Below are 24,240 nucleotides of genomic sequence, written 5' to 3' on the forward strand. Positions count from 1 at the left end.
CCTCCGCCTTGCGATGCATCGCATCTGACACCGCGCGCTGATCCACTGGGGATTACGGGACAGTCTTTAGCCAACGCCCACCCCGGCGGAACGATTACGGCGAGACCTCCACCAACCCCAGACCGTGTGGCCCACCAGAGCGACCGCAACGGCAACAGCCGTGAACCGAACGGTGGTCCAGGTACCCAGAACAACCTGACTCGGCCCGCGCGACTCCACCTTCAGACGCATGGAAGTCTCATAAAAAGCCGCAAGGGGAATAAGCAGCCGGAAGAACAGGCCGCCGACGCCTGGCACCTGCGCGAGGTTCCCCAGGAACCCAAGAGGTGCTCCGAAGAAGAATGCCAGCACACCCCAGAGGACAATTCCGGATGACCCCGCACCTGAGGAATCCAGTCCACCCAAGGAGGCCAGGCTTTCCTTGGTCAGGTAGTAGGTCACGACACCGATAGCCAGCCCCAGAGGCGCGAGAACAACCGATTCGATTTTAGATCGGCGGAAATAACCCACCAGAAACGCGTAACAGGCCCACGGCCACCCACCGGTGAAAACGGCGCCCACGGCCGCGCCTGGACGGCCGCCCCAATGCTCAGCGGTAGGCCCCATCAGGCCAAGCAACAAGCCAAGCCCGAGTGGCATCGCAAATGATGCGGCCCGAGCACCCCAAAAATTCACTCTCTCCCCTTCCGGCCCTAATGCGACATTACTCCGGACCCGTGTGCGCCCGGAGTAATGGTCCGCCCGAGGGGGATCAACCCTCATCACTGCGGACAAATTTACGCGTTATCGTAATATGCATAGCAGGTATATGCCGCACCTTGTGTGTGGTTGGCGTAGGAAGTCTGCCCCTTCGCCACCCAGCCACTTGAAATGGTCGACGTTGATGACCCTGACCGTTGACTTGTGAGTCACATCCGCGATGTAGTTCGAATAGCACTTCTTTCCGCCCGACACCACGTCATACCCATAGCGCCATTTGCCATGAGTCACATTCTCGCAGGTATTCCCTCTCAGTTGAGCAGCGATCGAATCGTTGATTTCCAGCTTTACCACGCCCCACTCGGAGGGGTCACCCAATTCCTTTGGCGGGTTGACGCCATCACCCCTCTCGTGCATGACGGGCTGCCCAGGTATGAGGCCGTCGCTGACCTCGCCCACGGTATCGGTACCGGTTCCGCTCTGAGGGCCGTAGGCCGCTGCCGGGGTGGAAAAGCTAGAAACAGCAAGCGCGGCGCCCGAAATGCCGAAGAGTATTGACTTTCCAAACCTTTTCACGTTTCCCCCTTTTCCACCCCCGCTATCGAGGGCTAGGAGGGATCTTCTACGAGGGCGCTGCGGCGGGTCAAAGGCTTGGCCGATTTACGGCCGCGGCACGGCCTGAAATCATTGTTGGACGGTGGTATTCACGGGCGGGGCCATGAAGGCGCGGCCATTGCACGCGTATTGTTAGGGCCCAGAACGCCCCTGCGGTCTGGCCACCGTCCGCGACCTGATCCGCGGGTGCTCTCAAGCCGGCCGGGCACGTCGACATCGCCTTCGCCCGACGCGCCCACACCGACCAATAATTCGGCCGTCGGCGCGCGAGCAGCCCAACGGGTCCCCGTTTCGCGCGGACATGAAGGCCGTGGGCAGGCAGGGCGATTGGCCGCGATCGGCATCACGGTGAGCCATGCCGTGGAACAGCCGGAGCCGCGGGAGATCGTGTACGAGATCCCGATCAACCGTTAACAGTCCGCAGCCGCGTCCTGTGGCGGACTCGGCAGGTTGTGCCACGCGTGGCCGCACCCTTTGGCGCAGTACAGCGTCCGCCTGCGGGTGTCGGCGATGGTGAAGAGGGCGACGAGCAGGCGGAATGACCTCGTGAGTTCGTAGGTCGGCAACTGGTCCATTCCGAAGCGCCAGTTCGTGAGCATCACCGCCGGCGTATGAGTCGGGCGGATGCCGGAACGCGCGATGCTCTCCGGCACGTCGCCCTCGCGAGCGCGGGCCTGATCGCAGAACAGCACCAGCGCGTGCAAAATCTTCCGCTGGTCGTCCTCCGATGGGCCCTCGAACCACTCGACGCCCTCAGCTGTCGGCCTGAGGCCCTGTGCAAGTTCGTTCAGAAGCACCTCGTGTGCGTACAACACAGGCTTCCACCCCCACGGTTTCGGGGCTGACGCTACGCTCCAGAGCTCCCGCGAGCAGCCCGGTTTCACGTGACCTGATGGCACAACCCTGATGAGTGCAGTGACGGGCTCGGCATCAGGCGAGGAAGCCGCCTGTCGAATCCGTGTCGACGTTCGTCCGTTGGGCTGCCCAGTCGAGGAGTTGGCACAGTCAGCCTGTGAGTGAGGCGCGACGCACCAAGCGCCTTCTCAGCGCTTGGCCGCAGGTTCGAGTCCTGCCGGGGGCGCAAGTCTCCGCCCTCCCCTTTGGGAGGGCTTTTTGCAGGTCAGGGCATGTTTCCCTCGGGCCGACGAAGCCCCGGACACCTCCCCGATGATCAAGGGGAAGGGCCGGGGTCGTCCGGCTGGCACCCGGTTTTCGCGGGTGGCCGTGTCGAATACGTGTCGAAGTTTTCGGGCGGGAAGCCTCAGCCCGCGTCGGCCGACTCGGGGAGATCTCCCGCGGCTTCGAGGCGCCGTTTCAGGTCAGGAAGCTGCCCGTCGACGCACTGGGCGTAGGTCGCCAGGAGCAACGGGACGCTCGTTGCCGGCCCAGTCCGCCACCTGTGCGGGAAACGGCGTCCATAAAAGTGGACGGTGCCCTGCTCGGCCGGGCGACACGGTGCGACCGCGGATGCCTGACCCGGCCGGTCCGCTGCCCTTCCGGGTCGAGGCGGTCCGGACGGAGCCGCCGGAACCGGGAACAGACGCGAAGTCGGCCCCCGGGACCCCCGGGACCCCCGTGGTCCCGGGTGGCTCCCGGATCCGCGCCGTCAGGAGATGCGGATGTCCGACCAGTTCGTGGCCTTGCCGACCTGCGACCGGTTGTCGAATCCGCCGTGGCCGTTGCCCCGGTTCAGCCAGGCACGGCCGTCCTTGTCCAGCGAGACCAGGTCGGCCCGGCCGTCCCCGGACAGATCGAGCCCGCCGACCACGTCCTTGTAGGAGGTGCCCCAGTCCTTGAAGACCAGCGACCGGGGCGCGAGCGTGCCGGCGCCGGTCCCCCTGAACCGCCACAGCTCGTTCGACGCGTCGAGGGCCAGCAGGTCGTTCTTGCCGTCGCCGTCGAGGTCCCCGGCGGCCATCAGCCTCTTGTAGCCGCCGAAGCCGGACCCGGCGAGCGAGCGGGCCTTGAAGCCGCCCGCGCCGTTGTTCGCGTACAAGTACAGCTTCCCGGTCGAGGCGGACCGGGTCAGCAGGTCGGCCCGTCCGTCGCCCGTCACGTCGCCGGGCGAGATGACCGCGTCGTACCCGCTCCAGTCCGAGGAGACCTTGACGTGGAACGACTGCTGGTCGGGCAGCCCGCCGCAGATCGTCGGGTAGACGCGGGCCTCGCCCTTCGGGTACCGGACGAACACGTCGTTGCAGCGGTCGCCGTCGAGGTCGCCGAACGGCAGCACGAGCGTGCCCGTCGGCCAGCTGCTCGCGCGCTGCCCCGCGGACAGCTTCGTCGCGTCGCCCGCGTACACCTTCAGCCCGGTGCCGTTGCGGCCGAACAGGTCGGCCTTGCCGTCGTCCGTGAAGTCACGCCACTTGGGCAACGCGCGGCTGGTGGTGGTGGCCTGGTAGACGCCGTCCAGGACGAAGCTGTTCGTCTCGGTCCGCTTGTACTCGTCCCACAGCACGACGGGCCGGCCGAGCTCGTCGGCGGCCACCTGGGGCGCCCCGGTGAACTGGGCACTCGTCGCGCTCAGCCGCCGCGGGGCGGACCAGGTGCCGCCCTTGAAGACGGCGGCCATCGTGTACTCCTCGCTCGAGTAGCCCTCCCGCCACGTCACCGTGACCGTGCCGCCCGAGGTGGCGGCCGCGTCGACCGCGCGCACCTTCTTGTGCGTGGAGAAGGGCTGCGTGTACGGCTGCCAGGCGCCAGTGGCCGCCGAGCGCACCGCGTACCAGGGGCCGGTCGAGTAGCCGGGCCCGCCGGCGACGAAGAGGTCGCCGTCGGGCAGGTAGACGGGCGCCGTCATCCCGTACGTGCTGCCGTAGTTGGCGGCGGACCGCGGGGTGCTCCACTGCGTGGCGCCGACGGGCCGGCGCGTGTGCATGAGGTGCGTGGTGTCGTCGTAGAACACGTCGAAGCCGCCCTGGGGATCAGCGAACACCTTCGGGCGCGCCAGTTCCACGCCAGGGACGGGGAAGCCGTGGACCGCGGTCCAGGCGGACGCGCCGGGGGCCTTCTCCAGGGCGACGACGGCCTTGCTCGCCTGCCACTGCCACACCAGCAGGGCGGTGCCGTCCTTGGCGACCGCCAGGTCCATGCTGGAAATGTTCCGACTGCCGGACGGCGGCTGCTCGTCGAGGTCGGCCGGAGCGGTCCACGCGGCCCGCGGGCCGGTCTTCTCGGCGGCCTTCACGACACCGAAGACCGACCACACGGCGACCAGCCGGCCGTCGGGGGCCGCCGCCAGGTGGTGGTAACCCTGCTGGGGGACCGCGGCGACGTACTCGGGCTCGGAGAAGGCGGTCGCGCCGGGCGCGAGGGTGGCTACCTTCAGCCAGTAGTTGTTGTGGTCGTCGGCACGCTTGGCCCGCCAGACCAGGCGCACCGAGCCGTCGCCGAGCGAGACAAGCTCGGTGTTGGACCCGCCGGCGTCCGGCCAGGTCTGCGGGGCGAGCCAGCGGGTGCTGCCGGCGGGCCGGATCCGGGTGGAACGGGAGAGCCCGTCGCCGGTGAGGGAGACGAGGGCGCCGTTCCCGGCCGACTCCAAGGCGTTCACCCCGCCCGAGGAGGAGACGGGGTCGGGGTTCGGGGCGTGCAGGGTGCGGGTGCCCCACGGGCCCGGCGCGCGCGTCTCGACGGTGGCCGGGGCGGTGCCGGTGGCCTTGGCGGTGGTGCCGGTGGCCGCGGCCGGGGCCGCTGCCGCCAGGGCGAGGACGGGAGTGAGCGCGATGCCGAGCACCGCGCGGAACTGCGAAGTCATGGGAATGCCCCCCCGGGCAGGGCGTATCCGGTGGCACGGATTCGCCGATCTGTTCGATCAAGTCAGGCGCAGCGTATATCAGCCAAGATCGGCCCACGCGAGGGTTTTCCGAGCCCTGCTCGGAGAAATTCGGCCAGCGCGTCCAGCGGAGCGGCTGGCGGACCCTGGTGTCGTCCGCGAGCCGCACCGTGACGTAGTCCCGAGGCGGCTCCCGAAGACCTTTGTGGCCACCGTTCGCTGTCCATGCGGGAGGAAGACGGTCACAGGGTCTGCCTACGGGGAACGCCGCGTGGGCGGGGCCGCCGGCTGCGGTCCCGCCCACGCGGTGCTGACCCGGGTGACCTCCCGGGGTGTGACGTCAGCGCAGGCCGAAGGCCCGGGTGATCGTCTGCGAGACGGTGTTGCCCGCGCTGTCCCGGGCGCCGACCCGGAGGGTGGCGAAGCCGGCCGACCGCGGGGCGCGCAGGTTCGTCCGCCATCCGTCACCGGACCGGCTCAGGTCGGTCCGCTGCCAGGTGGCACCGTCGTCGTACGACACCTCGACGGACGGCTTCGCGATGGCGGCGGTGGTGCCCGGCAGGTGCGAGGCGGTCACCGTCAGCCCGGCGTGCCGGTCGGCACGGCCCGACGTGTCGGTGTCCACTCCGTAGTCGAGCTGGATCAGCGGCAGGGACACCGCCGACTCGCTGCCGGTGACCGCGGAGGTGAAGTTCCACTCGGTCAGCGTGTGCCTCGAGTACGGGTTCGCCCAGGCGTCACGGTCGTTGTCGAGGACCAGCCGGTAGGGCAGGCGCTCCGCACCGAGCCCGGGAACCTGCAGGTACTCGGCGTTGCCCCAGTCGAGCTGCTGGTCGCCCTGGTAGAGCGACATCCAGTCCTTGACGTCGAAGTTCGCGCCGGCGTCGCCGACGTGACCGGACCCCGAGTCGCCCCAGCCGGGCGCGGTGATGTACATCGTGTCGAGGTAGCGCACGGGCTGGTAGTTCACCGGGCCCATGCGGGGCCGCTGGATCGGTCCGAACCAGCTGACCTTGCCGGTCTTGCGCGCCGGGTACTGCAGCGGGTCGATCGAGTGCTGTCCGGTCTCGCCCTGGATGAAGGCGTCGTCCAGCCATGTGGTGCCGGCGGTGACCCAGTCGGTGCGCTCGCCCTGGGCGGGCGCCGTGAGCTGGTTGCCGACGGCCCAGCCCCGCCAGACGTCCGGACGGAACTCCATGGCCTTGCCCTGCCGGTAGTTCCGGAAGGAGACGTTCACCCGGCCGAGGTCCTTGGGCTCCTCACGCCAGGTCGGGTCCGCCGGGACGGCGCCGGTCCAGTGGTGCACCACGTCGTAGACGTAGTCCGTCGTGGGGTGCGAGGTGACCTTCAGCGACACCGCGCCGTGCCGGAGCGAGCCGATCAGCTCCGCGCCCTGGTCGGCGGTGAGCGTCGCCACGGTCACCGGGGCCGGGCTCTGCGGGCTCCAGGGGTCCTCGTCCCAGGGCTGCAGACGGCCGACGCCGTCGTTGACGACCAGCAGCAGCCGGGCGCCGGCCGCCGCGGCGGCCTCCGCCTGCGCCTTGATCCCTTCCGTGCCGGCGCCCCGCACCACGACGGCCTTGCCGCGCACGTTCTGCCGCGCGAGCTCCCCGGCCGTGCCGTCGCCGGCGAAGACCGCCGTCAGGTTCCGGCTACCGGCGGGCAGCGGCGTGGCCGCGCGCTTGACCAGCGGGTCGTCGAAGGTCGTCGACTTCGTGCTCAGGGTCAGCGCCGGCTGCTCGAGGCGGAAGCGGGCGCCGGCCTCGAACTCGCCGTCGGTGACCTTCTTGCCGGTCGGGAGCGCCCAGACGCTGTCGTACGACGGGTTGGGCAGCATCGACGTCTCCACCAGGCTGTCGGTGAAGGACCGGTGGGCGTCCAGGCGCGGCGCGACGGCGGTGGTCTGCTGCGGCACGCGCGCCAGGATCCGGCGCGCCTTGCGGCCGTCCAGCGTGACGGTGCGGTCCTGGTCCAGGTTCACGTCGTTGAAGGCGAGCAGCACCATGCCGAGCGACTTCGGGCCTTCGGCGCCCTGCACGTCCCCGGTGAGCCAGCCGCTGTAGCTGCCGACGGGCAGCCGCGTCGTGCCGGTGCCGGACGCGTCGAGGTCCATCACCGAGAAGAGGTGCTCGGCGCTGAGGACGACCCGGCCCGCCAGCGGCTTGCCCGCACGGTCCTTCGCGACGACGGTCAGATTCTGCCGCCGGCCCTCTCGGGCCGCGCCGATCAGGGTCCGGGCGCGGACGGCTCCGCTGCCGTCCGTACCGGTGATCATGGCGCTGACCGACTGGTCGCCCGCCAGCTTGTCCAGAGCCGCGGTCAGCGTGACCGTGGTGGTGCCGTGCGCGGGCACGGTGACATGGTCGGCGGAGAGGCTGAACAACCCGGCCGGGACGGTGCCGTCGACCGCCAGGCCGAGGCCGACCGGGGCGTCGCCGACGTTGGTGTACGTCACCGTCCGGACGTCGGTCTCCCCGGGCTTCGGGGGCCACGTGTGGAAGCCGGAGTAGGCGGTCGTGGTGGCGAAGACCGTGGTGTGCACGGCCGCCAGCGCGTCGAGACGCCCGGCGCCCGCCTGGTACGGGGTGTACGCCGGGGTCGCCTTGGCACTGCTGACCAGCGCCTCCTTGAGCTGGGCGCCCGTCCAGTCGGGGTGCGCGGAGGCGAGGAGCGCGGCGGCACCGGCGACGTGCGGCGTCGCCATCGACGTACCGCTCATCGTCGTGTAGTAGCCGGAGCCGCGCTTGTAGTGCGAGCGCGCCGCGACGATGTCGACGCCGGGCGCGGTGATCTCCGGCTTCAGCCCGCCGTCGCCGTCACGCGGGCCCTGGCTGGAGAAGTCGGCGAGCGTGTCGGTGGAGTCGACGGCGCCGACGGTCAGCGCGGAGTCCGCGGCGCCGGGGCTGCTGATGGAGTGCGGGCCGCCGTTGCCCGCCGCGATCACGAACAACGCGCCCGTGTCGTGGCTGAGTTCGTCGACGGCCTGGCTCATCGGGTCGGTCCTGTCACCGCCGCCGCCCAGGCTCATGCTGATGATCCTGGCCTTCTGGTCGCGGGCGGCCCACTCCATGCCCGCGATGATCCAGGATTCCTGGCCGCTGCCCTCGGAGTTGAGCACCTTGCCGACGGCCAGCCGGGCGCCGGAGGCGACACCCCGCTCCTTGCCGTCGGAGGCACTGCCCGTGCCGACGATGGTCGAGGCGACGTGCGTGCCGTGGCCGTTGTAGTCGGCGATGTCGTCCTCGCCGGGGACGAAGCTGGCGCTGTCCGACACCTGCCCGACCAGGTCCGGGTGTTCGGTGTCCGCGCCGCTGTCGAGCATCGCCACCTTCACGCCCTGGCCGGTGTCACCCTCCGCCCACACCTTCTGCGCGCCGATCTGGGCGGTGGAGTCGGCCAGGTCGGCCTTCACCTTGCCGTCGAGCCACACGTTGGCGACGCCGCCCGCGAAGGACGGCTTCGCGGACCGCGCCGCCGCGCCGGAACCCCCGGTGAGCGAGGACCAGAACTCCGGTGCCTGTTCGTGGTTCTGCGCGAGGGCCGCGCCCTGGATGCTGTCCAGGCGGCGGACGTCGGTCGAGCCGGCCATCTTCGCCCGGGTGCGGGACTTGGCGGCGGCGTCGGTGTAGCGCACGATCAGCGGCAGCCGGGAGCTGTGCGCGTCGTCGTAGCCCTCGGTGATCAACCGCGTCACGTTGAAGAGCTGCTTGTCGAGTCTGCCGGCGCTCACGTACGGCAGGGCGGCGTCGGGGTAGACATAGGTGGCGCCGTCCACGACAGCGCGGTGGAAGCCGGTGGTGGCTCCGCCGCTCGCGGCCTGGAAGGAGCGCACGGCGGTGCCGTCGGCGGCGGTCCCGATGGTGACCTTGTCACCCGTGATCAGGGTGACGGTGTGGGTGCCGGCACCGCCGGGGGTTCGGTGTCCGGCGTCGTTGTGCGACACCTCACCTGCGGAGTACGGGGACACAGCGGCGGTCGCCGGTATGACGCCGAGTGTCAGCGCGGCCGCCACGGCGAGGGCGATCGGGCCGGGCCGGGGGATGGGAACCTTGGGCAAGGAAGACTCCTGGGACGCGGCGAAGAGCGAAAGATCACTGGATCCTCCGGCCGCCCCCGCCGTCGTTCAAGGCGTCGCGCACGTCACTCTTGTGCCATGGCGCAGTTGCGCCGCGCGCGGACGGGGTCGGCGGCCACCGCGCGTCCGGGGGGCCGGCGGCGGACCGCCCCATGAATTCGGCGTGTCGAGGGACCGTGCGACGGGCGTGCCCTCGCCCACCGGCACTGGTTGCGTCACCTGCCCGGACGTCAATGTCCCCGGGGCCGCCCGCCCTGTCGCTTCGCAGTGGCGATCTTGGCAACGACCGCGGTCGCGACGAGGCTTCCCGCCATGACCAACCCCACGCCGACCATGAAGAGGCCGCTGGAGTCGTCCGACCAGTCGTAGGAGGCGGCAACGGTGAGGCCGGCCGTGGTGCCGAGCACGGCGCCCGCGAGGTGACGCCGGGATGCCGCCCAGTACACCGGTGCCAGCAGGGTCAGCACCAGCCCGATCACCTGCCAGGCCTCGTACGGACCGGTGGTCGTGCCGTCAGGATGTACGTCGCGATGCTGGTCCCAGCCCAGCCAGGCAGCCCACGCCGCCAGCGACACCCCGGCCAGCAGGAGGATCGACACCAACTGGGGAACAGGTTTCAGTGGTCCTTCACGCATGACCCCAGCGTTTCCGCTCACTCCGTCGCCGACCAGAGCGCACGTACTCAGCTCCGCCCGAGTACATCGGCCATGGACAGATCGAGTACGCCGGAACCGGGCTCGGGCCGGCCGTCCAGGAGTTGAGGGAGCCGAGCGACCTCGCTGCGGCCGTACTGGCTGTGGTTTCCTCCTGTCGGACGTCGGACGTGCCCTCTCGTGTTCCCTCCGAAGGTCATCCCGCCCGGCTCCGCGTGCTCGGGTCGCTCGCCTCCGGCCAGATGGACGTCCGGGTGGCGGCCGCGATGTTCTCGAGTGAGCGGAGGAGCAGGTCCCAGAGGCGTTCGGTGTGCAGTTCGGTGGCCACGAGCGTGTTCGGCGGGCCGATGTGGCCGCGGAAGTCGGTGACGGTCATCCCGTAGGTCGCCGTGCCGCGCAGTTCGACCTCGACATGGGCCTCGACGGCCTCCATCAGGGTGGGGTCGATGGCCCGGCCGACCGCGCACGCGTCGTGGATCGTGGCCGTCGTGCCGTGGACCTTGCCGACGGTGGCGTTGTAGCGGTGCAGGAGATCGACGACGAACCGGGACACCGGCGTGCCCAGCGCCCCGATGCGGTACAGCAGGTCCGGCGTGGCGGCGGCCTGCGCCGTCAGGTCGAGACCGACCATGGTCACGGGCCAGTCCGCCGAGAGGACGATGGCGGCCGCTTCGGGATCGGCGTGGACGTTGAACTCGGCCGCGGGCGTGACGTTGCCGCGGGTGTACGACCCGCCCATGAGGACGACCTCCTTGACCAGCGTGGCGATCCGGGGCTCCCGGCGCAGCGCGAGCGCGATGTTGGTCAGGGGCGCGGTGGGGACGAGCGTGATCTCGCCGGGGTGGGTGAGAACCGTCTCCACGATGAGGTCGACGGCGTGCCGGGGGTCGGCCTCCATGGCCGGAGCGATGAAGGCCGGTCCGTCCATGCCCGATTCGCCGTGGATCTCGGCCGCGATGATCCGGTCACGGACGAGGGGTCGGTCGGCGCCCGCTGCGACGGGTACGCCGCGCAGGCCGGCCAGGGTGCAGACCTGACGGGCGTTCAGGGTGACCTTGTCGAGGGTGTGGTTGCCCGCGACGGTGGTGACGGCGACGATCTCGACGTCCGGGTTCCCGGCGGCGAGCAGGATGGCGATCGCGTCGTCCAGCCCGGGGTCACAGTCGATGATGATCTTCTTGGGCATGCGGACCCTTTCCGGAGCGAGGCGGTGACGGGTGCCGGCCGTCGCCATCGGCCGCGGCCGGCGCCCTGTTCATTCCTCGCCACGGGCGCGTCACTCGTATCACCGGGGCACTCGTATCACCGCGTCGCAGGGTCACCGGGTCACGGGTCATCGCGCGTCCTGCGGGAAGAGCGGGCGTCCTCCGAAAAGAGCACGCCGAAAAGGGCACGCCCCAGCCTTCACCCGGCCGAGTCCTCACCTGGCCAGGTCCTCAGCCGGCCAGTCGTGGACGACTCCTCACCCGCGTAAGCCCTGGCCCCGCCGGACCGTCACGCCAGTCGAATCGTCACCGCAGTGGATGCGAGGTTCTGCCCGAGACCTCGTCGATCTCGTCGTGCGCCTTGGTCAGCAGCTTCATCGCCAGTTCGTTGAGCGCCCGCGCTCCCGCGACCTCCTCGCCGACCCTCGGCTGGTTCGAGTCGCTGGGGTGGCGGCTGGCGTACCCGTGCGCGCGCACCTCGTTCCCGTCGGCGAGCCGTAGGAGGGCGGCGGCACGCGTGCGGTGCTCGTCCTCCTCGAACTCCATCTCGACGTGCCAGCCGACGGCGGTCCGTGCCTGCGGTCGTGTCGGCTTCATGTCTGCTGTCGTCTGCGTCATCACGATCACCTCCGGGGCCGACCCCAGCCCCTGCTACCCCAGCCCTCCTTCCAGAGTGTGCTTCTTCGCCCGGCTCCGCACGGGGTGGGCGATATGCGAACACTCGGTCGTGGACGGTGCGCGGAGTGTGCCGGGCCGCGGGAGCAGATCGCGCCGCGGGAGCAGATCGCTCAGTGGAGCGCGACCTTGGCGGCCACGATGATCAGACCGAGGACGAGGTTGACGGCGGCGACGGACGCCACCGCGCCGGTAGAGGCGCCGGCCCGGATGACCGTGACCGTGGCCCAGCCGACCTGCTGGGCCACGGCGACGCCCAGCGCGAGCCATCCCGCCCCTTCGACCCCGAGCCCCAGGAGGGGACTGATCGCCACGGCGACGGCAGGCAGGAACGCGGCCTGGACGATCGGCCACTCGCGGGCGCACACCTGGCGGATCTCCCGCCAGGTCACCGACTGATGCCGCAATCGGTTTCCGACGAACCGGACATAGGCGTGCGCGGCCCAGAACACCAGACCGGTGCAGAGCAGGAGGGCCACGAGCTCCGCGCGCGGATGCGGGCCGAGCGCACCGGCCCCGGCCACCACCGAAGCTGCCAGAAGCGACCCGTAGATCGCGCCCGTGTAGTCGGTCCGGGGCGCGTCGGGCGCGGGACCGGGGTCCGGACCGGGGTCGGGGTCCCGTCCGGAGGCCGGTCCGTGCGCGCAGGTGCGGTGTGCCACCTGTTCAGGATCACGTGCCACCGGACCAGGATCGCAAAAGGGTCCGGACCCTGCCATTTCGCGCCGCCGGCCCGTTCCGGGGCGTTCGGCCGGCGAAGTATCCGGCCGGCGGCGCATGTCCGCCCAGGGAACGTGTCCGACCGGCAACGGTCAGTGACGGCCCGGCGATCGGCGGGGTCGCCGAACCGCCGGCTCACGGCCCCCGGATGAGACGCGTTTCCTTCGAGGGGTGGCCGTCAGGCAAGATGGGGTGTATCTGCCCACTGCCGATTTCAAGCGTCCGGACGGTTTCTCTTGGCTGAGTTCATTTACACCATGCGCAAGACGCGCAAGGCGCACGGCGACAAGGTGATTCTCGACGACGTCACCCTGAGCTTCCTGCCGGGTGCGAAGATCGGTGTGGTCGGTCCGAACGGTGCCGGTAAGTCCACCGTTCTCAAGATCATGGCGGGGCTCGAGCAGCCCTCCAACGGCGACGCTTTCCTGTCGCCCGGTTACAGCGTCGGCATGCTGCTTCAGGAGCCGCCGCTCGACGAGTCCAAGACGGTCCTGGAGAACGTCCAGGACGGCGCCGCCGAGATCATGGGCAAGCTCAAGCGCTTCAACGAGGTCGCCGAGCTCATGGCGACCGACTACTCGGACGCGCTCCTCGACGAGATGGGCAAGCTCCAGGAGGACCTGGACCACGCCAACGCGTGGGACCTGGACGCCCAGCTGGAGCAGGCCATGGACGCCCTGGGCTGCCCGCCCGGCGACTGGCCGGTCACCAACCTCTCCGGTGGTGAGAAGCGCCGCGTCGCGCTGTGCAAGCTGCTGATCGAGGCGCCCGACCTGCTGCTCCTCGACGAGCCCACCAACCACCTGGACGCCGAGTCCGTGCAGTGGCTGGAGCAGCACCTCGCGAAGTACCCCGGCACCGTCGTCGCCGTCACCCACGACCGGTACTTCCTCGACAACGTCGCCGAGTGGATCCTCGAGCTCGACCGAGGCCGCGCGCACCCCTACGAGGGCAACTACTCCACGTACCTCGACAAGAAGGCCTCGCGTCTCAAGGTCGAGGGCCAGAAGGACGCCAAGCGCGCCAAGCGGCTCAAGGAAGAGCTGGAGTGGGTGCGGTCCAACGCCAAGGGCCGGCAGGCCAAGTCCAAGGCGCGTCTGTCCCGCTACGAGGAGATGGCCGCCGAGGCGGACAAGATGCGGAAGCTGGACTTCGAGGAGATCCAGATCCCGCCGGGCCCCCGCCTGGGTTCCATCGTGGTCGAGGTCAACAACCTCTCCAAGGCCTTCGGCGACAAGGTCCTCATCGACGACCTGTCGTTCACGCTGCCGCGCAACGGCATCGTGGGCGTCATCGGCCCGAACGGCGCCGGCAAGACGACCCTCTTCAAGATGATCCAGGGTCTGGAGACCCCGGACGCCGGCACGATCAAGGTCGGCGAGACCGTCAAGATCTCGTACGTCGACCAGAGCCGCGAGAACATCGACCCGAAGAAGTCGCTGTGGGCCGTCGTCTCGGACGAGCTGGACTACATCAACGTGGGCCAGGTCGAGATGCCGTCGCGCGCGTACGTCTCCGCCTTCGGCTTCAAGGGCCCCGACCAGCAGAAGCCGGCCGGCGTCCTGTCCGGCGGTGAGCGCAACCGTCTGAACCTGGCGCTCACCCTCAAGCAGGGCGGCAACCTGCTGCTCCTCGACGAGCCGACGAACGACCTGGACGTCGAGACCCTGTCGTCGCTCGAGAACGCGCTGCTGGAGTTCCCCGGTGCGGCCGTGGTCGTCTCCCACGACCGCTGGTTCCTGGACCGGGTCGCGACGCACATCCTCGCGTACGAGGGCGAGTCCAAGTGGTTCTGGTTCGAGGGCAACTTCGAGTCGTACGAGAAGAACAAGGTCGAGCGGCTCGGCGCCGACGCGGCCCGCCCGCACCGTGCCACCTACAAGAAGCTGACCCGGGGCTGATCTTGCGGCACATCTACCGCTGCCCGCTGCGCTGGGCGGACATGGACGCGTACGGCCACGTGAACAACGTGGTCTTCCTCCGGTACCTGGAGGAAGCCCGTATCGACTTCCTGTTCCGCCCGGAGAAGGACTTCCAGCAGGGATCCGTGGTGGCGCGCCATGAGATCGACTACAAGCGGCAGCTGGTCCACCGGCACACGCCGGTGGACATCGAGCTGTGGGTGACGCAGATACGAGCGGCGTCGTTCACGATCGCCTACGAGGTCAAGGACCCGGACCAGATCTACGTCACGGCCTCGACGGTGATCGTGCCGTTCGACTTCGCGCAGCAGCGTCCGCGCCGGATCACGGCGCAGGAGCGCGAGTTCCTCGAGGAGTACCGGGACGACGTGGACGAGGCCGTCGCGGCATGACCGCCGTCTACCTCGCCGACGTCGGGGAGGCGGCGGACCTCGCCGCCTTCCTCGCCCGGCTGATCCACTACGACCGCGCGGCCGCCGTGCGCCTCCAGGCGTCCGGCACCGCGCTCGCGGTCTTCGGACGCCCTCCGGCGTTCGAGGTCCTCGCGATCCGTACGGTGCGGCTCGCCAAGCCGTACGAGAACGGGCTCGACGTCACGCTCGACGTGACCGTCTCCGCCGGTGAACTCCTGGAGTCCGTCGAGGAGTCGGCGGCCACGGTCACCGTTCCCGCGGCCGTCACCGGCCCGCCGTGGGCGGGTGTGCTGCCGCCCCGTGGCGGCTGGCGGCAGGAGCCGGGGCTGCCCGCGCCGGACGCCGTGCGTGCGTCGGTCGGTGCCGCGGTCGCCGAATTCCGGTCCCGTACCGAGGAGTTGGCGCCCGATCGGCGTACCCGCGCCGAACTCGACGGCATCGGGCGGGAGATCTGGTCCCGGCCGATTGGTGACAGCGGCCTTCCGGTACGGGCCGCGCACGCGGCGCAGTCGCTGGGATTCCTCCGTGCGGGCGGCCGGGCCGCCCCCGGGGAGAGCCCGTTGGGCCTGTACTCGTCGGGAGCCTGGCTGCGGCTCCGCACGCCCTACGGGTCGATCGCCGTCCGCCGGGCGGGACTCGGAGCGCTGGACGTCAGCGTCCGCTGAGCCGCCGCCCGAACCTGCGGGGACTTCGCCCCGAGTCGCCCGTACCTGCGGGGCCTTCGTCCTAAATCTTCGCCCGTACCTGCGGGGCCCGGCCCTTGCAACAAATCGCCCGCGCGGCCCCGGCCCTTCGGCGACCCGCGCCGTGCGACCGGCGCCGCCCGCCTCCGTCAACCCGCCGTGTTCACCATCGAGGCCGCCGCGTACGTCAGGTAGTTCCACAGCGTGTGCTCGTGCTCCTCGGAGAGGCCGAGCTCGTCGACGGCCACGCGCATGTGCTTGAGCCAGGCGTCGTGCGCCGCCTGGTCGACGGCGAACGGGGCGTGACGCATCCGCAGCCGGGGGTGGCCGCGGTTCTCGCCGTAGGTCGTCGGGCCGCCCCAGTACTGGATCAGGAACAGCGTGAGGCGTTCCTCGGCAGGGCCCAGGTCCTCCTCGGGATACATGGGCTTCAGCAGCGGGTCCTCGGCGACTCCCTCGTAGAAACGGTGCACGAGGCGTCGGAAGGTCTCCTCGCCGCCGACCTGCTCGTAGAAGGTCTGCTCCTGAAGCGTGCCGCGCCGAATCTCATTCACGTCTCCCATGGTCTCAGACCCGGTGACCGAGGACTCGAGGCTTAGGACCACTCCCTGGGCCGACGGACCGGGGCGGCCCGCGCCCGGCGCCGGCCAGGTCCGCGCACCCCACGATCGCCCGACGGCCGCGCCGCCGATCGGCCCGCCGGCCGCACCCGGGCCGGACCGGCCGGCGCACACCCGATCGGCCCGGCCGGCACTCGCCTCCCGGCCCTCCCGGCAGCACAGTGGAGGTATGGGCGCGCACACACTCGACAAGGATCTGGACGACCTCGCCACGTCGGCGCGGGCCGCGCTGGTGCGCGTGATCGAGGCCAGCGGGGCCTGGGACGCCGACCCGGTCTGGCGGGAGGCGTTCCAGGAGGTCCCGCGCCACCTCTTCGTGCCCTACTACTACGTCGGCGCCTCGGACGGTTTCGAGCGGGTGTGGTGCGAGGACCCCGACCCCGGACAGCGGGAGCGCTGGGTGCGCGGCGCCTACGCGGACACCGCGCTGGCCACCAGGGTCCGAGACGCCGAGCTGGTCTCCTCCAGCAGCCAGCCGTCGCTGATGGCGATGATGCTGACCGCGCTGGAGATACGGGACGGGGACGCCGTACTGGAGATCGGTGCCGGGACCGGCTACAACGCGGCGCTGCTCGCCCACCGCCTCGGTGACGGCCTGGTGACCACGGTCGACCTCGACCCGGAGATAACCGAGTCCGCACGACAGCACCTGGACGCCGTCGGCAGGCATCCCACCGTCGTCACCGGTGACGGCACCCGCGGGGTCCCCGAGCGGGCCCCGTTCGACCGGATCATCGCGACCTGCACGCTGACCTCGATCCCGCGCCCCTGGCTGGCGCAGTGCCGTCCGGGTGCGCTCATTCTCACACCGCTGGCCACCGGTCTGATCGTGCTGCGGGTCCGGGACGCCGGGTTCGCCGAGGGGCGCTTCCTGCACACACCCGCCTATTTCGTCCCGCTGCGCGGCGACACCCGGCCCGACGACCCGGAGCCGCAGCATCTGGGCGGGCTGCCGCGCCGGGCCCGCGGCGACGAACTGTTCCGGTTCCTGCTGACGCTCACGGTGGGCAGCCTCGATCCCTACGAGGCGTTCACGCTGTGGGAGCGCGAGCGGCAGCCGGTGCGCGAGCGGTACGGGATCACGGTCAGCGGCGCGGACGCGTGGGCGTGGCTGGACGACCCCGAGGGGCCGCACGCCTGGCCGCTGCCGTAGAACCCGTGCACCGCGCACACCCGGGGAGAGGCCCGGGGCGCACTGGAGCGGCCTCGTACGGGCACGGGACGCGCGAAGTACGCGTACGGGAGGCGATCCCCGCACGCGTACCGGACGCGCCGCTCAGCCGAGCCTGATGGTGATCGTCGTCCAGGCGCCGACGTGCACCCGGTCCCCGTCCTGGAGCGGAACCGGGACGAAGGGCTGGATGGGCTCCTCGCCGCCGTTGACCGTGGTGCCGTTCGTCGAGTTCTGGTCGACGACCGCCCAGCTGCCGTCCGGCTGCTGGACCAGGACCGCGTGCTGGTGCGAGACCCCCGGGTCCTCCGGGGGCACCGCGAGGTCGATGTCGGGGGTGTCGCCGGTGGAGTGCCTGCGGCGGCCGATCGTCAGCTGGTTGCCGGTGAGCGGGCGCTGCTGCTCCGGGGAGTACGCGGGCAGGTTCAGGCCCGCGGCCTCGGGGCCGGAGCGCTGCATCATCGCCATGAAGTACTCGCGGTCGGGGCCGATCGTCACGCTCCAGGACAGCGGCTGTCGCTGCTGCTGGTAGCCGACACCGGGCGGGGCCTGGGTCGCGCCCGGCTGCGGGTAGCCGTAGCCGCCGCCCTGACCGGGGCCGGGACCGCCGGGGCGACCGCCGGGACCGCCCTGGCCACCGGCCGGCGGGGAGATCACCCAGTCGTCGTCACCGCCGCCGAAGGACGGGCCGCCGGGGCCGGGCCCCTGCTGGCCTTGCTGCTGGCCCTGCTGCGGGAACGCGGGCGCGGCCGGCTGCTGCGTGAAGGCCTGCGGGGCACCGGGGCCGCCGGACGTGGGCCCGGGCGGCGGGCCCGGACGCGAGGGGTCGGCACCGAAGCCGCCGTGACCGCCGGGGCCGGCGGGGCCGCCGGGACCACCGGAGGGGCCGGGAGGGCCGCCCTGACGGGACGGGTCGCCGCGGAAACCGGAGGGGTCCGCCCCGTATGGCGGAATCGGTTCCGCGGGACGGTTCATCTGCGAGGGCCGTGAGCTCTGGTAGTCGAACGGGTCGTGACCGGGGCCACCCCCCGGACCGCCGGGCTGTCCCGGACCGCCCGGCTGCCCCGGACCCGACTGCTGGAACCGCAGCGCCGGATTGGGCAGCCCGGGCGCGGGTGCCTGCGGGCGCGGCGCCGCCGGGGTGTACGAGGTCGCCGTGTTCGTCAGGAAGTTCCACCGGCACTCCTCGCAGAACGGCGCACCGCCCTCACGGGGCGTGCGGCACTGCGGGCAGAGCTCCGGCTCGGCACCGGGCACGGGGGAGTGGCGCTGCCGTCCGCCGGGACCGGGCTGCGAGCCCGGCGCCGGATAGCCGTATCCGGCAGGCGGCGGCGGTGGGGGCGGAGGCACGGCACCGGCCATGCGGTGACCGCAGACCTCGCACCAGTCGTCGGAACCCGACTGGTGTCCGTTCGGGCAGGTCGGCATGTCGGCGCTTCCCCCTCTCCTCTTCCGGTCGTTCTGACCGGGTTTCTCCGGCTCCCCACGGGAGCCGGGCTCGCTACTTCTTTACACGAACAGTCTTTGTGGACCGGGTCTCGAGCGTCATTTCGTCGGCCTCTTCGACCTTTGCCTTCAATCGCACAGTACCTGCCGCGGCGTCGACCACGTCCACCACCTTCGCAAGCAGTTTCGCAGTATCGGCGTTGCCGGACACATTTGCGAGCTGAACGGCGCGGCCCAGCTTGGCCGTTGCGCCGTCGACATCTCCCGATTTGCGAAGATCGAGACCCTGTTGGATGACTTGTGCCAGTTCCGCCTGACCTGTGTAGTGCGCGACCTGTGAGTTGATCCTCGTCGAGGCCACCATGTCGTCGGTCCACACCGCCCGTACGAGACCCTGCGCGCCGAGGTTCCGCACGCTCCCGTCACCCTGCGGGATCACCAGCGAGACCCGGGCGGCCAGCATCTCCTGGCCGACCCCGGCCAGGGGGACCTCGACGCACACGTGGTAGTCGCGGGACTCGTCGCCCCAGGAACCCGTGGGATAGTCGCCGGCGCGGGGGCCCGCCTCGGTGCGACGGCCGGTCAGTTCCGCGACGGTGGGAGCGACTTGCTTCACGAACTTGATCGTCGTACCGACGGGCGTCCACAGCCGCAGCGAGACGTCCGCGACCTCCTTGCCCATCGCCGTCTCCATCATCTGCGTGAAGTCGGCGGACAGGGCGGCGGGGTCGGCGACGATGTCGGCGGTGCCGAGCAGCGCCGAGGCGATCCCGGTGACCTCCTTGACCTCCCAGTCGGTGCCCACTCCACGCGCGTCACAGGTGAACCGTCCGGCGCAGGAGTCCAGCGCGGCCTTCAGATCCTCCGGCGACTCGTGTTCGTTGCGGCCGTCGGTGAGCAGGATGCCGTGCCGGATCGACACCTCCGCCGACGACAGCAGCCGGTCGGCGAGGCGCAGCCAGGTGCCGATCGCCGTCCCGCCGCCCGCGCTCAGCCTGCGCAGCGACTGCTTGGCCTGCTCGCGGGTGGCCGCGTCGGCCACCGCGAGCCGCCCGGAGCCCGGGTAGACCTCCTTGGCGACATGGGTGCCGCCGATCACCGCGAAGTGCACACCGTCGCGCAGGGTGTCGATCGCGGCGGCCGTCGCGTCCCGCGCGTTGCGCATCTTGGTCGGCGGGTAGTCCATCGAACCCGAGCAGTCGACCATGATCGCCACGGCTGCGTCCGGGCTCTGCCCCGCCGTGTACAGGTGGGGCGCGCCGGCCGCGCTCCCGACGGTGCCGCCGCCGGTGGCGCTCACCGTGACGATGGCGTTGACCTCACGGCCGTTCTCGGGCAGGTACTCGTTCTGGTACACGTCGACCGAGAACTGCGGCACGCTCGACTTCGAGAAATTGGCCATGCCTTCTTCGTCCCCCTCAAGGCCTCCGGTGGTTGACGGAGGTGATGACTGTCCGCGGACCGGTCCCCTCCGGTCCGAGGCCGACCCCGTTGGCGCCGTTGTCGCCGTTGTCGCCGTTGACGATGTTGTCGACGCTTGCGCTTTTTTGCGGCCTCAGGCCGATCCTGCCCCCTGCGACGGCGCGGGGAACGGTACGACGGCCACTGTTACGTTGTCGTGGCCCCCGCCGTCCAGGGCGTGGCCGACCATCACCTGGGCGCTGTGCAGCGGCCGTTCGGCGGCGTCGAGCGGGACGACCTCGGCCATCTCCTCCGCCGCCTCGGCGTAGTTCCACAGTCCGTCGGTGCAGACCACCACCACACCCGGCCGGTCCGGCTTGAAGGAAGCGGTGTGCGGCTCCAGTTCGTACGCGTCCGCGCCGAGCCAGCCCGTGATGGCGTGGGCGCGCTCGTCGGCGTACGCCTGCGCCTCGCTCATCAGGCCCGCGGCGACCATCTGCGCGGCCCAGGAGTCGTCCTCGGTGAGCCGGGCCGGGGGCGAACTCCGGTCCACGGGGACCCAGTAGGCGCGGCTGTCACCGACCCAGCCGACGATCAGCAGGGTGGGGGTGACGACGGCGCCGACCAGGGTGCAGGCGGGCGCGTTCTGGTGCGGGGCGTGTTCGTCGTGGGCGGGGGGCGCCTCGGCCAGGGAGTTGACGGCCTCCGCGGCGGCGACGATCGCCTCGTGCATGGCCTGCTGCGGGTGGGTGCCCAGGGGCAGGGCCGCCAGCAGTGCCTCGGCGGCCGCGCGGGACGCGGCGAGCGAGGCCTCGTCGGGGCGGGTCGCCGAGGAGACGCCGTCGCAGACGATCGCGACGACGGCGGGGGAGCCGTCGGGCAGCGCGGTCGAGGAGAGCGCGAAGGCGTCCTCGTTGCGGTGATGGCGCAGACCGCGGTCGCTGACCGCGGCGACCGCGGTCAACTCCTGCTCCATGTGGTCGCGTTCACGTGGTTGGGCGTGACCGCAGTTCTCGCAGTAGCCGTCGCTGTCGACGTGGCCCGAGCGGCAGGCGACGCACAGTTTGGTGCCCGCGGGGGGCGTGCCGAGGTCCGCGGTCCGCGGATCGGCCAGATGCCCGGCGGGGGCCTCCGCAGGGACTCCGACGGGGGGCCCGGCCGGGGGAGCCAGCGGGTACTCGTCGGGCTCCGGGGGCCGGTCGAAGCGCACACCGGGCGGCTGAGCGCCGGGCGGCTGTGCGCCGGGCGGCTGTGCGCCATGAGGCTGTGCGCCGGACGGCAGGCTGCCCGGGGGCTGCGGGCCCGCGGATCCCGGCTGCCCGTGCCCCGGACCGTGCCCGTGCCCGTGTCCGTGTTCGTGCGGGAGTTCCGAGCCGCCCGAGTCGGTTCCCTGGATGTCGGTGGCCCGGTGTACGGGTGTGCCGGAGTTCGTCGGCTCGGGCGCGACGGGCCAGTCCACGGAGGCGACGGCCGAAGGCGGAGGCGCCGGCGTGCCGTTCATGGTGATCGTGGGGTGGTCCTCCGGCGGTGCGGGCACCGCGGACAGGTCGAACCCGCACGCACCGCAGAAGCGGTCACCCGCCTCCAGGGGCTCCTCGCAACTGGGGCACCGCGAAAGGGCCGTCGGCTGGGGCATCTGGGACATCAATCACACCCACGTCCGGGGGCGGTAACGGTTGGCACGTTCCACCAGGTCGATCCTCTCCTCGCCGCCCCGCGCGAGCCGGGCCAGCGTGCGGTACGAGCGCTCCAGACCGAAGCGGAGACCGCGCTCGTCCAGCTCACTGCCGAGCAGCACCCGTCCGCCGCCGGAGTGCGGGGCGGAACCCTGGCTACCGGAGAGTACCCAGTCCAGGGCGCAGCCGAGGACTTCCGTCGACAACTGCTCGCGTCGCACGGCGTCCAGACCGTATCCGTCCAGCGCCTCGACCTGGCCCGCGGCGGCGGTCAGATCGTCCAGGAACGGCGCCGCCGCGGCCTCCTCGGCCAGCCGCTGCCGCAGCCGCGCCCGCACGGCCGCGACCCGCGCCGCCGTGTAGTGGATCGACGACTCCGGTACGGACTCCAGCGTGCGTACGGAGCCACGGCGGTCGCCCGCCGCGAGCTGGACTCGGGCCAGGCCGAACGCCGAGCTGACATAACTGGGGTCGGTCGTCCACACCAGGCGGTAGTACTCGGCGGCGTTGTCCAGCTGCCCCAGCACCTCCGCGCACAGGCCGAGGGCCAGCTTCGGCGCGGGCTCCCCCGGGAAGGCGTCGTAGATCGCGTCGAAGGACAGCGCCGCGATCTCGTGCTCCCCGGTCGCCAGGGCCGCGACGCCCCGGTACCAGACCACCCGCCAGTCGTCCGGATGGTCCGCCTCCAGGGCTTCCAGCGCCCCGGCCGCACCGGTCAGCTCGCCCATCTCCAGCCGGGCCCGCAGCTCACGCAGACGCAGCTCCAGGGAGCCGGCGGGAGCCGCCTGCAGCGCGGTGATCAGCTCGGTGGGCGCGGACGCCATCAGGCCCGCGAGGAAGCCCGCGTTGGGGTCGCCCGGGTCGACGAGGGGGACCGGCAGCGCGAGGGCCGTGGCGGCGGCGTTCAGCGGCTTCACCAGGGTCACCGGAGCGGGGGCGGGAGCCGTCAGCAGCACGGGCGTGCCGTTGGCGCCCGGTGTGCCGTGGGCGCCGGTCCGCGGTGCCGGCAAGCCCTTTCTCCGTCTCACCGGCACCATCCGCGCGCCCAGCCGCGACACGTCCCCGTCCAGCGTCCCGAACAGCTCCGTGTCCGTGAGCTTGAGCTCGGGCCCGAACAGCGTGGACAGCGCCGGGCGGGCACGCCCCGTCTGGAGGGACACGACCTCCCTGAGCACCCCCGTGAGCTGCTCCGCCATCTCCTGCGCCGAGGCGAACCGGCGGGCCGGGTCGGGATCGGTGGCGCGGACCAGCAGCCGGTAGAACGACTCGTACTGGCGGAAGACCTCGATGGTGTCCGGATCCGGCAGGGAGTCCACGAACACGTTCGTGTAGCCCTGGAAGTCGAAGGTGAGGACGGCGAGCGTGCGCGCGACCGTGTACAGGTCGGAGGCGACCGACGGGCCGACCTCGGCCACCTCCGGCGCCTGGTAGCCCACCGTGCCGTAGATGGCCGACTCCTCGTCGTCCATCCTGCGCACCGCGCCCATGTCGATCAGCTTGAGCTGGTCCTCGGTCTGGATCGCGTTGTCGACCTTGAAGTCGCAGTACAGCAGGTTGCGGCTGTGCAGGTGCCCGAGCGCCTCCAGGGCCTCGATCCCGTACGCGCAGGCCTGCTCCACCGGCAGCGGATCGCGCTTGCCGTCCGCCGTCCGGCGTCCGTTGGCGATCTCCTTGAGGGACTTGCCGCCGACGTACTCCATCACGATGTACCCGTCCAGCGACCCGGTCCGCTGGTCCAGGTGCTCGACGAAGTTGTAGATCCGCACGATGTTGGCGTGCTCGATCTCCGCGAGGAAGCGCCGCTCGGAGATCGCCGCCTCCATCGCGTCCTGGTCGCCCGTGTCCAGCAGGCCCTTGAGGACCACCCAGCGGTCGGAGACCGCACGGTCGACGGCCAGGTAGACCCAGCCGAGGCCGCCGTGCGCGAGACAGCCCACCACCTCGTACTGGCCGTGCACGATGTCGGCCGCCTGAAGCTTCGGCACGAACGAGTAGGGGTGACCGCACTTGGTGCAGAACCCCTCGGTGCGGCCGGTCCGCTCGCCCCGCGAACGCCCCACCGGCGCGCCGCAGTCGGAGCGCGAGCAGAACCGCTTGCGCTCGGGCACCTCCGGGTTCTCCAGGACCATCGCGCGCGGGTCCGGCCGCGGTACGTCCGGGACCTGCACCAGACCCGCGCCGAGCCGGCCGCGTCCACCGGTACCGGTGGACGAACCGGAGCTGCGCACCGACACCGAGCGGCCGGTCGACGTGCCCGACACCGAACGCGACAGCCGGCCGGAGACCGAGCGCCGGGACTGCGAGGAGCGCGACGACGTACGGGAGCTGGCCGGCGAACCGGAGCGGGCGCTGCGGCTGCCGGACCCGCGCGAACCCCGCCCGCCGGCCGTGATCCCGGTCGGGGGCGAGCCCACCATGCCGGTCGCCGAGACGACCGGTGCCAGACCGCACGTGTCGCAGTACAGCTCGCCGTCGCCCATGTCCTCGTACGACC

General features: G+C 71.1%; 18 protein-coding genes and 1 pseudogene. 5 read left to right on the forward strand and 14 right to left on the reverse strand.

Annotated elements, in window-relative coordinates:
• Window positions 1-66: 66 nt before the first annotated feature.
• Together OG199_RS26965 and OG199_RS26970 are read right to left on the reverse strand one after the other, a co-directional pair.
• Complete coding sequence (locus OG199_RS26965; protein ID WP_405831660.1) at window positions 67-561, reverse strand: hypothetical protein; 495 nt, start codon at window positions 559-561, stop codon at window positions 67-69.
• A 222-nt stretch (window positions 562-783) separates the two neighbouring features.
• On the reverse strand, window positions 784-1,275 hold the full coding sequence (locus OG199_RS26970; protein ID WP_405831661.1) for a hypothetical protein: 492 nt from the start codon (window positions 1,273-1,275) through the stop codon (window positions 784-786).
• Between the two features lie 286 nt (window positions 1,276-1,561).
• Between OG199_RS26970 and OG199_RS26975 the strand changes: the two are divergent.
• A pseudogene (locus tag OG199_RS26975) lies at window positions 1,562-1,645 on the forward strand (GntR family transcriptional regulator); the annotation flags it as partial.
• 79 nt (window positions 1,646-1,724) lie between these two features.
• Here the strand turns inward: OG199_RS26975 and OG199_RS26980 are convergent.
• The 7 genes from OG199_RS26980 to OG199_RS27010 form a co-directional block, all read right to left on the reverse strand.
• Window positions 1,725-2,111, reverse strand: coding sequence for a DUF5958 family protein (locus tag OG199_RS26980; RefSeq protein ID WP_405831663.1), 387 nt, complete (start codon window positions 2,109-2,111; stop codon window positions 1,725-1,727).
• 809 nt (window positions 2,112-2,920) lie between these two features.
• Window positions 2,921-5,068: an FG-GAP repeat domain-containing protein gene (locus OG199_RS26985; protein ID WP_405831665.1), complete on the reverse strand. Its 2,148-nt coding sequence runs from the start codon at window positions 5,066-5,068 to the stop codon at window positions 2,921-2,923.
• Window positions 5,069-5,426: 358 nt separating this feature from the next.
• Window positions 5,427-9,143, reverse strand: a complete 3,717-nt coding sequence (locus OG199_RS26990) for a S8 family serine peptidase (protein WP_405831666.1) — start codon at window positions 9,141-9,143, stop codon at window positions 5,427-5,429.
• A 248-nt stretch (window positions 9,144-9,391) separates the two neighbouring features.
• Window positions 9,392-9,796 carry a hypothetical protein gene (locus OG199_RS26995; protein ID WP_356800921.1) on the reverse strand — a complete coding sequence of 135 codons (405 nt, stop codon included), beginning with the start codon at window positions 9,794-9,796 and terminating at the stop codon, window positions 9,392-9,394.
• 214 nt (window positions 9,797-10,010) lie between these two features.
• A complete protein-coding gene (locus tag OG199_RS27000) occupies window positions 10,011-11,000 on the reverse strand; it encodes a nucleoside hydrolase (RefSeq protein WP_401808619.1) in 990 nt (329 codons plus the stop codon).
• 325 nt (window positions 11,001-11,325) lie between these two features.
• Window positions 11,326-11,637 carry a DUF1876 domain-containing protein gene (locus tag OG199_RS27005; protein WP_266699246.1) on the reverse strand — a complete coding sequence of 104 codons (312 nt, stop codon included), beginning with the start codon at window positions 11,635-11,637 and terminating at the stop codon, window positions 11,326-11,328.
• A 170-nt stretch (window positions 11,638-11,807) separates the two neighbouring features.
• Window positions 11,808-12,377, reverse strand: coding sequence for a hypothetical protein (locus tag OG199_RS27010; RefSeq protein ID WP_405831668.1), 570 nt, complete (start codon window positions 12,375-12,377; stop codon window positions 11,808-11,810).
• 273 nt (window positions 12,378-12,650) lie between these two features.
• Here OG199_RS27010 and ettA point away from each other — a divergent pair, with 273 nt between their 5' ends.
• From ettA to OG199_RS27025, 3 genes are read left to right on the forward strand one after another with little or no spacing between them, the layout of a single operon-like run.
• Window positions 12,651-14,315: an energy-dependent translational throttle protein EttA gene (gene ettA / locus OG199_RS27015; RefSeq protein ID WP_356800924.1), complete on the forward strand. Its 1,665-nt coding sequence runs from the start codon at window positions 12,651-12,653 to the stop codon at window positions 14,313-14,315.
• A 2-nt stretch (window positions 14,316-14,317) separates the two neighbouring features.
• On the forward strand, window positions 14,318-14,728 hold the full coding sequence (locus OG199_RS27020) for a thioesterase family protein (protein ID WP_266699243.1): 411 nt from the start codon (window positions 14,318-14,320) through the stop codon (window positions 14,726-14,728).
• The gene (locus OG199_RS27025; protein ID WP_356800925.1) at window positions 14,725-15,414 is read left to right on the forward strand and encodes a hypothetical protein; all 690 of its coding nucleotides are present in this window, start codon (window positions 14,725-14,727) and stop codon (window positions 15,412-15,414) included. Before OG199_RS27020 ends, OG199_RS27025 begins: the two co-directional genes overlap by 4 nt.
• A 167-nt stretch (window positions 15,415-15,581) precedes the next feature.
• Here the strand turns inward: OG199_RS27025 and OG199_RS27030 are convergent, their stop codons facing one another.
• Window positions 15,582-15,995, reverse strand: coding sequence for a globin (locus OG199_RS27030; protein ID WP_266699241.1), 414 nt, complete (start codon window positions 15,993-15,995; stop codon window positions 15,582-15,584).
• Window positions 15,996-16,221: 226 nt separating this feature from the next.
• On the opposite strand from OG199_RS27030, the gene OG199_RS27035 reads away from it, so the two are divergent.
• Complete coding sequence (locus OG199_RS27035; RefSeq protein WP_405831671.1) at window positions 16,222-17,205, forward strand: methyltransferase domain-containing protein; 984 nt, start codon at window positions 16,222-16,224, stop codon at window positions 17,203-17,205.
• 123 nt (window positions 17,206-17,328) lie between these two features.
• Here OG199_RS27035 and OG199_RS27040 read toward each other — a convergent pair whose 3' ends face one another.
• The 4 genes from OG199_RS27040 to OG199_RS27055 form a co-directional block, all read right to left on the reverse strand.
• Window positions 17,329-18,651, reverse strand: a complete 1,323-nt coding sequence (locus tag OG199_RS27040; protein ID WP_405831673.1) for an FHA domain-containing protein — start codon at window positions 18,649-18,651, stop codon at window positions 17,329-17,331.
• 73 nt (window positions 18,652-18,724) lie between these two features.
• Entirely contained in the window at window positions 18,725-20,071 is a 1,347-nt protein-coding gene (locus OG199_RS27045; RefSeq protein WP_356800928.1) for a VWA domain-containing protein, read from the reverse strand.
• Window positions 20,072-20,224: 153 nt separating this feature from the next.
• Window positions 20,225-21,718, reverse strand: a complete 1,494-nt coding sequence (locus OG199_RS27050) for a protein phosphatase 2C domain-containing protein (protein ID WP_405831675.1) — start codon at window positions 21,716-21,718, stop codon at window positions 20,225-20,227.
• Window positions 21,719-24,226, reverse strand: a complete 2,508-nt coding sequence (locus OG199_RS27055; protein WP_405834679.1) for a tetratricopeptide repeat protein — start codon at window positions 24,224-24,226, stop codon at window positions 21,719-21,721.
• Window positions 24,227-24,240: the final 14 nt, after the last annotated feature.

It is taken from the genome of Streptomyces sp. NBC_01176 (assembly GCF_045039825.1).
Lineage (GTDB): Bacteria > Actinomycetota > Actinomycetes > Streptomycetales > Streptomycetaceae > Streptomyces.